Below are 11,977 nucleotides of genomic sequence, written 5' to 3'. Positions count from 1 at the left end.
CTCGTAAGTGAGAGTTCGCTTGCCGCTCCCGCCAATCGAGTGCCCGCAGGAGCGTTGTTTTTCCCGTGCCTCGGTGTCCTTTCAGCACGACATGTTTGGCTAGTCGCGAGACCTTTCGATAGGCCGGAGTGTCAAGGTAGTAGAAGTGCTGTATGCGATCCTGCTCCCACCGGTCATCGAAAAAATGGGCCAGCGTCTGTGATGTCAAAGCAGGTACCCCGTATCCTCGAACGGCGTGCTCGGCGGGGAGTTGCGACGGAGCAAACCAGACCAGCAAAGGGTCTCCACAAGAGACTCGACACCGGGGCGGTCCAACGGGGGCGTAAGTCCTGCCGCGTGCTCGGCGAGTTCAATCCCCATCACCGAGCCTCTGGCAACTGCGAACTCAAGCACCTTCCTTTGGTTTGCAGTAAGACTCGGGCGGCGCGCTAGCGAGACCTCAATAAGGTCTGGCTCGCGAGAGACTGTCTGCTCGCCTGGGTTGATGCGAAACTTCTCAACGCGGACACCAAGTGGGGATCCCTTGGCGTCGAAGACAACCGATACCTTGTTGAAGCCCACTTTCAGTTCCGGGGCGGCAACGATAATCGCTCGACTATGCATCGGCATAACATCCGCCGCCCGCGGAAAGTCGACAACCTCCACGACGTGCTCGTGGATGTGTCCGTGGAGATAGAGTACGGATCGATTCAGCTTCGTGAGTTCTTTGCGAGCTTGGCCGGCGTTGGCCATCTCTGTGTAGGGGTTCAATCGAGGAGTGTGCTGCGGCAGAAGACCGTGGTGAGCCAGCAGTACCGGCATATACCTGGTGCTCAGAGTGCTCCAATGACCGGCGATCTGATGCAGTTCTTCAGGATGCAGTAAAGGCACATCCAGCACTTCAGCCGCCGAACTCTCAGGCGCGTGCTTCTTCAAAATTCCGTGAATGTCTACCGATCCCCCAATTTCCGCTACAAGCGCGTCGAGGAGCGCGTCATCGGAGCCGCCCGGCAGATCACGTCGGGTCGCCCCCGCCCCGCGGGACGTGTTGACACTCAAGACGCTCAAGCCCGCATCCCCCCGCGGGAGCGTGATGGTGGTGTGGCGGAGACTCGTCGCCAGGATCCCTAACCCGGCGGTTCTGCAGATGTCGGCAAGAACGTCGAACCTCGAGATATCTTCAAAACTTGTGAACGGCTGATCACCTTTAAAGCTGACGTCGTGATTGCCTGGGACTAGATGAACATGATCCTCGTGCGGACGCACAGCCAAAAGCGGATCGGCGAGCGTATCGGCAAGAAAATCTACGCCACCTATGAAGTCTTCCCTGTTTCCCTGAGTGGTGATGTCGCCGCAAATCGCGATCATCGCGCCAGGAGATTTGTTGATCTGCTCGACCAGAGCCCGACGAATAGCTGTAGGTATGGGCAGCCCTAGTGTTGAATCGAGCCGTCCCGGCGTTGACCGATCGTGATTGTCGACGTTCGTCGTGGCGTCCTTGAATCCGGTGAAGTGCAGGTCTCCCAACTGAAGGATGACCTGCTCCGAGACGGCCGATACCCCCATGGTCACCATTCCTCCGGCAGTGAGTCTTCAGTGAGCCTAGGGCATGCCCCGACTCTCATCCCCTTCGACTCGAGTCGTAAGAAGTGCCCCTGGAGGGACTCGAACCCCCAACCGTTTCCTTAGGACGGAACTGCTCTTCCATTGAGCTACAGAGGCTGGCCCGTCGAGTCTACCGATCCCCCGGCGTCGGGTAGGTTCGCGACGTGACCGTCCCGCGCGCACTCCCCCTTCTCGCCGCGATCGCGCTGCTGCTCGCCGGGTGCGCCGGCCAGTCACCTCCGCCGTACGACCCGCCCGCCGGACCACAGCTGCCACCCGCCGGAGGTCAACTCGACTACCAGCTCGGCGGCGCCTACGACCCACCCGACGGTGTCGACATCGTCGTGCGCGACAGGGCCGCGGCATCCGTCGATGATCTCTACTCCGTCTGTTACGTGAACGGCTTCCAGACGCAGCCAGGCGAACTCGACGCCTGGCCGGAAGACCTCCTGCTCCGCGATGAGGACGGTGAGCCGATCATCGACCCGGACTGGCCGGACGAGGTCATCCTCGACACCCGTAAAGCGGACGAGATCGCGAAGATCGTCGGGCCGTGGATCCGCGACTGCGCGTCCGACGGGTTCGACGCCGTCGAGTTCGACAACCTCGACACCTACACCCGCACCGACGGTGCCCTAACCCGCGACGACGCACTCGACCTCGCAACCCTCCTCGTCGACACCGCCCACGACGTCGGACTCGCGGCCGGGCAGAAGAACGCCGCCGAGGATGCCTCGCTCCTCCACTCGCGCGCCGGCTTCGACTTCGCCGTCGTCGAGGAGTGCGCGGCCTACGCGGAGTGCTCCGCCTACACCGGGGTCTACGGCGCACACGTCCTCGCCATCGAGTACACCGACAACCTCCCCCGCCCGTGGGACGAGATATGCGCCGACCCGGAGACACCGGCATCCGTCGTGCTGCGGGACCGGGATCTCGTCGTGCCGGATGATCCGGCGTATGTGTTCGAGACCTGCGGCTAACGCAGCCTCTCGTTACGTTGGGATGGAAGAGCGCGCGCCCGACAGACTGCCCCACGCTCGTCCCCTGACCACACCGGCGGAAGCACCTCGCCACCAGGAGGCCACCCCAACATGAGCACGGACCCCACCCCCGCGGCATCCGCCCCCACCACTCCGGACACGCGCGGAACCACCACCGTCCCGTGGATCGCCGTCATCGCGTTCACCGTCCTCGCGTGCGGGCTCGCCTGGCTCGTCACGCTCCCCCTCTGGACGGGTGACGGCCTCGCCACCCCCATCGCACCGCTGCTCCTGCCGGTGATGATGTTCACGCCGGCCGTCGCCGCGCTCATCGTCACCCTGTTCCTGCGCCGCACCGCCGGACGGCGGGCCTGGCGCATGCTCGCCCTCGTCCCGATCAAGCCCCTCGGCCGCTTCTTCGGCCTGCTCGGCATCGGACTCGCCATCGCCGTCGTGGTGCCGGTGCTCGCCACGTTCATCGCCGCTGCGACCGGCGCGCTGCAGCTCGACCTCGTGAATTTCTCGGGCTTCGCCGCGGCTCTCCAGGCTCAGCTCGACGCCGCAGGAACGCCGGACCTCCCGGTCCCCGTCGCCACGCTCGTCATCACCCAGCTCGCCTTCATCCCGGTCGGTGCCGTGATCAACTCGTTCCTCGCGTTCGGCGAAGAGCTCGGCTGGCGCGGCTGGCTTCTCTCCGCGCTCCGCCCCCGGGGCACCTGGGCGGCCCTGCTCATCAGCGGCGCCATCTGGGGCCTCTGGCACGCGCCGATCATCCTGCTCGGCTACAACTTCGCCGAGCCCAACCTGTTCGGGGTCGCCCTCATGGTGATCGGATGCCTCAGCTTCGGCATCCTGCTCGGCTGGCTGCGCCTGCGGTCCGGCAACGTGTGGCCCGCCGTCCTCGGCCACGGCGCGTTCAACGCCGCCGCGGGGTTCGCCTTCCTGGTGTCGACACCCGACCTGCACCCTCTCGCGGCATCCCCGCTGAGCTGGCCCGGCTGGCTCGCCTGCGCCAGCATCATCCTTCTGCTGCTGGCCCTTGGCCAGTTCAAGAAGTCGAGGCTGCCGCAGACCGGCGCCTGACGGACACGAGTGGTAGCGGATCGAACAGAAACCGACCGCGACGTCCTATGCTCAGCGTGAGATCGGCTGACGACGTGCCGATTACGACGCGTGGGGGGAAGTCACGTGGCCGCGATGGCGTTTCGGCGAGGCTCAGCAACGGCTGTTGCCATCGCGAGCGCTGTTCTCCTCGCGGGCTGCACCGGCGCACCGAACGCAGACGGCCCGCTTCAGGTGCCCGATCCTCACGGCATGACCACGGCAGCGGCCGACGTCGGGCAGGTGTTCACCGACGGATTTGAGATGCTGGTGGTCGAGGGGGACGAACCGATCACCATCCGAGACGTCAGCCTCGTTGGCGCCGACCCGCAACTCGAGCTCGTCGACGCGGTGGTTGCCGCGGAGGAACGAACCCTGAACTTCGCTTACGACCCGGCGTTCCCGCCGGCTGAGATGGATCTCGGTCCTCTCTCCGCCGCCGAAGGCATGGTGCTCTACCCACGGTCGCAGCAAAGGATCGGTACGGACGGGTTCACGGACTACGAGCTGCTCCTCGGCATCCGGATCACCGAGCCGGGCGTATGGAAACGGACCGGCGTGCGCATCCTCTATGAGGTCGGCGACCGCGAGTACGCGTGGGACTCACCGGCCGAACTCATCGCGTGCACGAAGGACCATTCCGAGGACGGCGTGAGCTGCCCGTCGAAGATCGAGTAATCGTCGCGACGCACCTCAGGCGTCGGGCGACGATCCCGACGGCGGGGCGTCCTTCTCCGGCTTGGCGCCCCAGCCCATCTCGGCCCTCAGCCGCACGATGCCGGCGGCAATCAGCGCGACACCAATCAGGGCGAAGACGATGCGCACCCAGGCATCCACTCCCGGGAACAGCAGATTCGGCAGCGTCCCCGCGAAGGTCGCCGCGATGAAGTACCAGACCGCGACCGGAGTCTCATTCTGCTGTCGTGCCATGCGGTGCTCCTTGCCTCGTCATCGACGGTAGGCGGCGGGCATCGCAGTACGCCTCCCCCACGCGGCGGAGTTCGCTACTTCGCGAGCTTCTCCTCGGTCTCGGCGATTCGCTCCCGACGCCATACGGCCGACGCCGCGTGAAGATCGCTGACGGATGCCTGGAACACCTCACGTGCACCGGCCGGGTCTACTCCCAGCAGCGTCTCGATCGCGGCGATCGCCTCTTCTTCGGTCGCCGTGTCGTCGATGGCGGCGCCGATGTCGGCGAGGCGGGACGTGGCATCCAGCAGCACCCGCTGTCGGCGGAGATCCTCTTCCTTCGCTCGCCGATGGCGGTCACTGTCCCGCGAGCGACCCGCCATCTGCGCGAGCTCGATCGTCTTCGCGGAGATCCCAATCCGCAGCGGCTCGCTTCGCACCATGAGGGGCACCAGAAGCGCGTGCAGGTCGTATGCGCCGGGTGTGAGCGTTGCCCACGACGACCCGTCGATCCGTACCGGCACGCGCGCGTACTCGCCCGGATCGAGCGGCACGGCCCGCGGCCCGCCCATCGTCGCCCAGCCGATGGAGAACGACTCGTCCCCCACCGCGGCCACGGTGCCGACCACGTGGAAGCCGTCACCGTCGGGCTCCCACCGCGTGTCGCGGGTGTTCACGATGTCAACCGCGAAACCGTCCGGCGCTGCATCCCGCCGTACCGCATCAGGCCACCGCAGCTCGAGCCCACGTCGCCGATCCGCCAGGCTCGCGCGCAGCGGTTCCGGCTCGTCGATGAACCACACCTCCTCGCCCGGACGCACCGATGCGAGATGCCACAGCTGATGCTCCGCATCGAGCGGGGCGCCGATCTCGACAGCCTCACCGCGCCTCCGGAGCACGCGCCAGCCGTTCGGCTGCGGCACGGAGAAGGGCTCGCCGCCGTGGCGGGCCACCAGATCCGCGAACGGCTCACCCTCCTCGGCGAGCGCTGCGGGGTCGATCGCCTGACCGTGCAGGCGCGGGAACTCGTCGTCCGGGTTCATGCGGCCATGCTCGCACGGACGGTTTCGCAGGCGGGCGACCTCCTGCATCACTTGCGTATTTGCAAGTAGTTGCTACTGTGATTGGAGGCCGTTCACCATTGAGGAGAACCACATGGATGACACACGACCCGCGACGCCCGCAGATCTGCCCGCGCGACCCGCTTGGTCATGGACAGCTCCCGAGGTCACATCGATCATCGGCATCCCTCTGATCACCTACGTCGGCGGCGTCGCTGCTTCAGGAGGATCCGTGCCCGGGTTCATCCTGGTTTGTTTCGCAGCGATCGGCATGGTTACATTCCAGGCATTGCGGGTAACTCGACGCAATCAGCCACGCATCCCCCGCTACACGAATGCCTTGGCTGTTGCGGTCGCGGTCGTCTCGATTGTGACCGGCTGGAACCTTTTACAGTTCACTTCGAGTTCGGCGCTTTCGACGTGGCTCTGGCCCGCTGTTCCCGTGATCCTCTTCCTTGCTCTGGTCGCTCTCATCCGATGGGGGCGGCGATGAGTGACGTCACAACAGAACGAGAACTGCTCGTCCTTCCGCGCTTCAAAGTCCTTGGCTTTCTGTGCCAGGTTGACGAATCCGACTACCGGTCTTTGGAAAAGTTCACAGGGCTCACCACTCCCGATATCTCCAAGGCCGTTGGGTTTCTCGACGACCGCGGACTCGTTGAGGTGCGGAAGGAAAGAAGCGGGCGATATTCACAGACGATCGTGCGCGCGACCGGCGATGGCGTGAAGGCCTTTCGATCCCTGCTCGACGGGCTCCGAAAGTATGGGCTGCCCTAGACGCAGCACCGCGCAGCGGAGCCCGCCGGCAGGATCGATCGACTAGTTATTGAAGAACGAGCACTGCACTGCGCCCGCTGCCAAGCTCCCGACGATGCCGACAACGCCGCCGGTGAATCCGCTGCGGACGAGTCTCGGCAGAAGCTTCTCGGCCAGCTCGTCCCACTTCTGCTCCCTGATCAGCTCGGCGTACGCCCCCGTAGCCACACCGCTGATCAATCCAATGACGCTGTTCTGCACCATGCAGTCCACGAACGAATTCGCCGAAGCCGCTGCGACGCGAGACGCCGGACCGGCAATAAGGCCGCGAGCAGCCTCGACCTGACGCGTCAGCTCAGCAGCCTCCTTCTCGCCGAGTAGCTCCACAGCGCGATCCTCGTCATAAGACACGAGGCGTCCCGACTCGTCGAGCACGACCACCTCCGTAAATACGGTCTCGAGCGCTCCCGCCAGCTGCTCGGGAGACGCAGCACCTGCAGATTCATTCACGATGTGGGACTCGTCGGTTGGTGCCGCGTACGCGGCGCCCGGTCCCATCAACGCGAGCGCCAATCCTCCGGCGACCGTGACGGTGAGACTCTTCATCCTGAATGACATTGCAATCCTCTTCTCGTCTCGATAACTGTTCCGACGCTTACCGGCCTAGCCAATCTCCAGCCGACAGCAGCTCCACGATAAAAAATCCGTTGGAGATATTCACCCCTTCGCACGGAAGATGAACGTTCTCTCACACAGGACCACGCGCGGGGGTGGATCAGGCAAAACCTAAAGGGTGTAGGTTAACTCCTCGTGCCCCGTGCGAACCTCTCCCCCGACGCCCTCACCCGGGCGGCACTCGACCTCATCGACACCGACGGGCCCGACGCCCTTTCCATGTCGGTGCTCGCGCGACGCGTCGGCGTGCAGACCGCCAGCCTCTACGCCCACGTCCGCGACCTCGCCGCGCTCCGCAGCGCCGTCCAGGCCGCCGTCTTCCACGAGCTCGCCGAAGCCATCGGCGACTCCCCCTCGCTCCGCGACCTCGCCAACGCGCAGCGCTCCTACGCATTCGCCCATCCGGCGCGGTGGGCCATGATCTCGCAGCCGGTCGACCGCAACGAGATCACCGGGCCGGCGGCATCCCGCATCTCGGCGCTCGTCGTCGGCTCCCTCGGCGACTACGACCTGCCCGACGGCGAGACCGTCCACGCGGTGCGCTTCGCGAGCGCGACCATCGCCGGCTACCTCGCCCTCGAATCCGCCTCGTCGTTCGCGCATCGCGACGAGGCCACCGACACCTCCTGGAACCGCGCCCTCGACGCGCTCGACCGCGCCCTCCGCACCTGGACTCCGAAGGATCCCGCATGATCGACATCACCCTCGACACCACGACCGTCCGCGGACTCGCCGAGCTCGAACCCACCAGCCGCGGCCTGCGCCTGCACCGCTTGCCCGCGTGGGTCCGCACCCAGTACCCCGAGCCGCAACTGCTCGGCGTCGAGGCGCAGCCCGCCGGCGCACGCATCGCGTTGCGGACCGCGGCATCCCGCCTCGAGCTCGACCTGCACTCGACGCGCGCCACCCTGCGCGGACTCTCCCGCCCGCGCGGACGCGTCGACGTCCGCATCGACGGCGCCCTGCACGACAGCATCGAGCTCGACGGCGGCGACACCGTCGACACCGACCCGACCACCGGCATCCGTCAGCTCGTCGAAGGACCGGTGCAGCGCATCACCGTCGACGGACTCGACCCGCGCGACAAGCTCGTCGAGCTCTGGCTGCCGCACAACGAGACGATCGAGCTCATCGCGCTGCGCGCCGACGCCCCCGTCTCCCCCGACGCCACCGAGCGCCCGCGCTGGGTGCACCACGGCAGCTCGATCAGTCAGGGCTCCAACGCGACGCAGCCGAGCTCGACGTGGGTCTCCCTCGCCGCGCGTCGCGCCGGACTCGACCTGCGCAACCTCGGCGTCGGCGGCAGCGCGCAGGTCGACCCGTTCGTGGCGCGCGTCATCCGCGACACCCCCGCCGACGTGATCAGCGTCGCGCTCGGCATCAACGTCGTCAACGCTGACTCGATGCGGCTGCGCGCGTTCGTCCCCGCCGTCCACGGCTTCCTCGACACGATCCGCGACGGCCACCCCGACACGCCGCTGCATCTCATCACGCCGATCTGGTGCGGCATCCACGAAGACACCCCCGGCCCGGGCACCATCGACCCCGATTCCTTCGCCATCGACACACTGCTCTTCGGCGCGGCCGGCACCCCCGGCGACACCGCCGGCGGACGCCTCACCCTCGAGGTCGTCCGCGACGCCCTCGCCGACGTCTACGCCCACCGCGACGACCCGAACCTGCACCTCGTCGACGGGCTCGCTCTCTACGGCGAAGCGGATGCCGCGACCCACCCGCTCCCCGACCGGCTGCACCCGAGCCCCGAGGCGCATCGCCTCATCGGCGAGCGCTTCGCGGCGATCGCGTTCTGACTCAGGCGAAGGCGGCGATCTGCAGCAGGTTCCCGACCGTATCGCTCAGCACCGCGGTCGTCACCGGCCCGTGGTCGATCGGCGGCTGCGTGAACTCGACACCGAGCCCTTGCAGCCGCTCGTACTCGGCCTGCACGTCGTCGACGCCCAGCACGAAGAACGGGATGCCGTCCTCGAGCAGCGCGTCGGTGAACGGCGGCACCGCGGGGTGACCCTTCGGCTCGAGCGACAGCTGGGTGCCCTCGGGCGCCGCGGGGTCGACGACCGTCAGCCACCGGAACTCCCCCATCGGCACGTCGGCGGCCACGGCGAAGCCGAGCTTCTCGGTGTAGAACTCGAGCGCGCGCTGCTGATCGTCGACGAACACGCTCACGGTCTGGATCTTCATGACTCTCCTGCGGGAAGGGGCCAGCGCTCCGAGATCCGAGCGAGCGGCCGGGTGTCGATGGTGTGGAACTTGAACTTGCCGCGACGCTCACTGTGCACGAGTCCCGCCTCTTCGAGGACCGCCAGATGCTGCGACACCGCCTGCCGCGAATGCGTCACGCCGCGATCGGCAAGCCGCACGCACAGCTCGAACAGCGTCTGCCCGTCGCGCTCGGCGAGGTCGTCGAGGATCGTCCGACGCGTCTCGTCGGCGAGAGCCTTGAACACATCGCCCATGCGGTAAGTATAGGCAAGTGGCTACTTGCCTATCAAGACCCCACCGGATAATCGACGTACGCGAAACGCGATCCGTCCGAGGTCCAGCTGTTCACGTTGATCGTGCCCTGACCGCCGAACACCGTCGCGACGGTCTCGGGGTGGTGCCAGTGCCCGTTCCGCACGAGGCGCAGCTCGACCTCGACATCCGCCGGGTGCCCGTTCGTTCCGGGCGGGAAGCTGATGTAGACGGCGTCGCGGCCCGTCGGCGAGGGATGCGGAAACCAGTTCACGCGGTCATCGAACGTCAGCTGCTCGAGCCCGGAACGGTCCCGGCGCATCCGTGCGATCTGTGCGTGCCCCGCGACCTGCGAGAACTCCTCGGTGTTCAGGTAGATCCACGACCCGCCCGGCGACCACTCGCTGCCGTCGGCGACCTGACCCGTCGTCAGAGGGACGTCCTCTGAACCGTCGATCCGCGCGGTCCGCAGGTCGGCCGACAGCACCTCGCCGTCCTCGATCGAGAGTGCCGTGTACGCGATCCACGCGCCATCCGGGCTCACCCCGTGCAGGAAGTGCATGAACGGATCGTCCGCATTCGTGATCCGCACGCCCTCACCGCCGGTCCGCGGCGCCCGGTAGATCTGTCCGTCGTTGGCCGACAAAAGGATGTCGCCCGACTTCGGCACGAGCACATGGTCGTTGTTGAGAGGCGGGATGCCGGTGAACGGCACCTCCGCGATGTCAGCACCCGCGGCATCCGCGTCCAGCAGCCAGAGCTTCCCCGCGCCGTTGAGCAGCAGACCCTCCGGCGCCCAGTTCGGCGCCTCGAGCAGGACCTCGTCGGTCTCGAAGATCACCCGGTCGGTCCCGGTCACGACGTCGTAGACGTGGACGCGGCATCGCTGCCCGTCGAGGGCGAAGTCGCGCGGCGGGAAAACGGTGATGGCCATGCCTCACCGTATCGGCCCGTCAGTGGTCCTCGTCGAAGTCCTCGTTCTGCGTGCGCATCTGCTCGATGTGCGCCTGCGTCATCTCGCTCTTCGGTGTCCCCTGCGTCAACGACCACTCGGGGTTCTTCTCAGACCCGCCGAGGACGCACTCCTGGTAGTACTGGCCGAACTCGTTCGCAGCGAGGACCGTGACGTACCAGCGCGGTGAGACCGAACGCTCGTAGACGGTCGGCTCCCCGATCTGCGTGTCGCCCGCACTTTGACCCGTCCGGTGCTCCGCGGCGCAGAGCGCGCCCGCCTGGTCGGCGATCATCCCCGCGGCATCCGGGTCGGTGCCGGTCGGCGGCTCCACCGGCCGTGTCGCGGGCGGCCCGACGGGCGACGACGTCGGGCTCGGCGTCGGCGTGACGCTCGGCATCGGCTCGTCGCTGGGCGTCGGGCTCGGCGACGACGCGCTCGGGGACGGCGACGTGATCGTCGGCGACGGGGTCGGCTCGGGCGCACACCCTGCCAGCATCAGCGCCGCGAGTGCGACTGCGCCCGCCACCAGTGTCTGCTTGCGTGCCACGGTGTCCTCCGTCTCGTCGACAGGACAACCATCTCACCCGCGACGGGCCGCCGACGACCGCACCGCCGATCACCCCACCCGAGCCGCCACGACACCGCCGTCGACGCTGATCACCTGACCGTGCACGTACGCGGACTCGTCCGACGCGAGGAACCGCACCGCATGCGCGATGTCGATCGGCCGCCCGGGCTCCCCCGCCGGCGAGACCGCCGTCATCGCTTTCAGGATCTCGAGCGCTGCCGCATTCCCGGGAGTGATGATCGCGCCCGGCGCGACGGCGTTCACGCGCACGCCGCGGGGACCGAACTCCGCCGCCCACGCCTGCGTGAGGTGCTCGAGCGCCGCCTTCGTCGCCGGGTAGAGGCCGACGTTGGGCGTGCCGATGTGCGCCATCCACGACGTGATGTTCACCACGACGCCCGACCCCCGCGCGACCATGCCGGGAGCGAGAGCCCCCACCAGGTCGTGCGGCACGCGGACGTTCGTCGCGAGCAGCGCGGCCACGTCGTCGTCCGAGAGCTCCGGCGTCGGGCCGATCGGGAAGATTCCGGCGTTGTTGACGAGCACGTCGACACGACCGCCCAACGCCTCCGTCGCCTGGGCAGCGAAAGCGCGCGCGGCGGCGGGACTCTCGGCGAGGTCGCCGGTGACGACGGATGCCGCGCCCCCGCCGTCGGCGATGGCTGCAGCCACCGCCTCAGCCCGGCCCACGTCGCGGCCGTGGACGACGACGTGAGCACCGGATGCCGCGAGCACATGCGCGATCGCTTCGCCGATCCCGCTCGAGGAGCCGGTGACGATGGCGGTGCGACCGGCGAGGCGCTGGTCGCGAGGAAGAGTCAGAAGATTCGTGGTCATTCCTCCACCGTGACGGCCGGGCGCCCGTTCGGGTTGCCTGATCCGGTCGGATGCTTGCCGGTTCGTCATCGGATTCGGC

Annotated in this window: 16 protein-coding genes and 1 tRNA gene; 7 read left to right on the top strand and 10 right to left on the bottom strand. The window is 67.2% G+C overall.

Translation table 11 applies throughout. The annotated features are described in order from the left end of the window. Positions 1–204: 204 nt before the first annotated feature. Both BBA86_RS14225 and BBA86_RS02240 read right to left on the bottom strand, forming a co-directional pair. Positions 205–1,554, bottom strand: a complete 1,350-nt coding sequence (locus BBA86_RS14225) for a metallophosphoesterase family protein (protein ID WP_083199406.1) — start codon at positions 1,552–1,554, stop codon at positions 205–207. A 75-nt stretch (positions 1,555–1,629) separates the two neighbouring features. After that, positions 1,630–1,701 (bottom strand) — tRNA-Arg (locus BBA86_RS02240). A gap of 47 nt (positions 1,702–1,748) precedes the next feature. On the opposite strand from BBA86_RS02240, the gene BBA86_RS02235 reads away from it, so the two are divergent. From BBA86_RS02235 to BBA86_RS02225, 3 genes are all read left to right on the top strand, one after another. Next, positions 1,749–2,564, top strand: a complete 816-nt coding sequence (locus BBA86_RS02235) for an endo alpha-1,4 polygalactosaminidase (protein WP_065570061.1) — start codon at positions 1,749–1,751, stop codon at positions 2,562–2,564. A 111-nt stretch (positions 2,565–2,675) separates the two neighbouring features. Further along, positions 2,676–3,647 (top strand): CPBP family intramembrane glutamic endopeptidase, encoded by a 972-nt coding sequence (locus BBA86_RS02230; RefSeq protein ID WP_065570060.1) that lies wholly within the window; start codon positions 2,676–2,678, stop codon positions 3,645–3,647. A gap of 105 nt (positions 3,648–3,752) precedes the next feature. After that, positions 3,753–4,343 carry a hypothetical protein gene (locus BBA86_RS02225; protein ID WP_141677825.1) on the top strand — a complete coding sequence of 197 codons (591 nt, stop codon included), beginning with the start codon at positions 3,753–3,755 and terminating at the stop codon, positions 4,341–4,343. 15 nt (positions 4,344–4,358) lie between these two features. Here the strand turns inward: BBA86_RS02225 and BBA86_RS02220 are convergent, their stop codons facing one another. Both BBA86_RS02220 and BBA86_RS02215 read right to left on the bottom strand, forming a co-directional pair. After that, positions 4,359–4,595 (bottom strand): hypothetical protein, encoded by a 237-nt coding sequence (locus BBA86_RS02220; RefSeq protein ID WP_065570058.1) that lies wholly within the window; start codon positions 4,593–4,595, stop codon positions 4,359–4,361. 74 nt (positions 4,596–4,669) lie between these two features. Then, positions 4,670–5,617 carry a hypothetical protein gene (locus tag BBA86_RS02215; protein ID WP_065570057.1) on the bottom strand — a complete coding sequence of 316 codons (948 nt, stop codon included), beginning with the start codon at positions 5,615–5,617 and terminating at the stop codon, positions 4,670–4,672. 112 nt (positions 5,618–5,729) lie between these two features. On the opposite strand from BBA86_RS02215, the gene BBA86_RS14370 reads away from it, so the two are divergent. Beyond that, positions 5,730–6,128 (top strand): hypothetical protein, encoded by a 399-nt coding sequence (locus BBA86_RS14370; RefSeq protein WP_141677824.1) that lies wholly within the window; start codon positions 5,730–5,732, stop codon positions 6,126–6,128. After that, on the top strand, positions 6,125–6,412 hold the full coding sequence (locus BBA86_RS02210) for a transcriptional regulator (protein ID WP_065570056.1): 288 nt from the start codon (positions 6,125–6,127) through the stop codon (positions 6,410–6,412). The genes BBA86_RS14370 and BBA86_RS02210 overlap by 4 nt, the downstream gene beginning before the upstream one ends. Before the next feature lie 42 nt (positions 6,413–6,454). Here the strand turns inward: BBA86_RS02210 and BBA86_RS02205 are convergent, their stop codons facing one another. Next, a complete protein-coding gene (locus tag BBA86_RS02205; RefSeq protein ID WP_141677823.1) occupies positions 6,455–6,997 on the bottom strand; it encodes a hypothetical protein in 543 nt (180 codons plus the stop codon). Positions 6,998–7,201: 204 nt separating this feature from the next. Here BBA86_RS02205 and BBA86_RS02200 point away from each other — a divergent pair, with 204 nt between their 5' ends. Next, positions 7,202–7,759 carry a TetR/AcrR family transcriptional regulator gene (locus BBA86_RS02200; RefSeq protein ID WP_065570054.1) on the top strand — a complete coding sequence of 186 codons (558 nt, stop codon included), beginning with the start codon at positions 7,202–7,204 and terminating at the stop codon, positions 7,757–7,759. After that, positions 7,756–8,877, top strand: a complete 1,122-nt coding sequence (locus BBA86_RS02195; protein ID WP_065570053.1) for a GDSL-type esterase/lipase family protein — start codon at positions 7,756–7,758, stop codon at positions 8,875–8,877. Before BBA86_RS02200 ends, BBA86_RS02195 begins: the two co-directional genes overlap by 4 nt. Position 8,878: 1 nt before the next feature. Here BBA86_RS02195 and BBA86_RS02190 read toward each other — a convergent pair whose 3' ends face one another. From BBA86_RS02190 to BBA86_RS02165, 5 genes are all read right to left on the bottom strand, one after another. Next, entirely contained in the window at positions 8,879–9,265 is a 387-nt protein-coding gene (locus tag BBA86_RS02190) for a VOC family protein (RefSeq protein ID WP_065570052.1), read from the bottom strand. Then, complete coding sequence (locus BBA86_RS02185) at positions 9,262–9,540, bottom strand: ArsR/SmtB family transcription factor (RefSeq protein ID WP_065570051.1); 279 nt, start codon at positions 9,538–9,540, stop codon at positions 9,262–9,264. The genes BBA86_RS02190 and BBA86_RS02185 overlap by 4 nt, the downstream gene beginning before the upstream one ends. A gap of 32 nt (positions 9,541–9,572) precedes the next feature. Then, on the bottom strand, positions 9,573–10,472 hold the full coding sequence (locus BBA86_RS02180) for a TolB family protein (RefSeq protein WP_065570050.1): 900 nt from the start codon (positions 10,470–10,472) through the stop codon (positions 9,573–9,575). 19 nt (positions 10,473–10,491) lie between these two features. Further along, on the bottom strand, positions 10,492–11,040 hold the full coding sequence (locus BBA86_RS14505) for a hypothetical protein (protein ID WP_189318402.1): 549 nt from the start codon (positions 11,038–11,040) through the stop codon (positions 10,492–10,494). Between the two features lie 69 nt (positions 11,041–11,109). After that, positions 11,110–11,898, bottom strand: a complete 789-nt coding sequence (locus tag BBA86_RS02165) for an SDR family NAD(P)-dependent oxidoreductase (RefSeq protein ID WP_065570047.1) — start codon at positions 11,896–11,898, stop codon at positions 11,110–11,112. Positions 11,899–11,977 lie beyond the last annotated feature (79 nt).

This window comes from Microbacterium oleivorans, assembly GCF_001691565.1.
Taxonomy (GTDB): domain Bacteria; phylum Actinomycetota; class Actinomycetes; order Actinomycetales; family Microbacteriaceae; genus Microbacterium; species Microbacterium oleivorans_B.
Note: the sequence above shows the minus strand (reverse complement) of the source record. Positions and strands in the feature narration are given on the sequence as shown.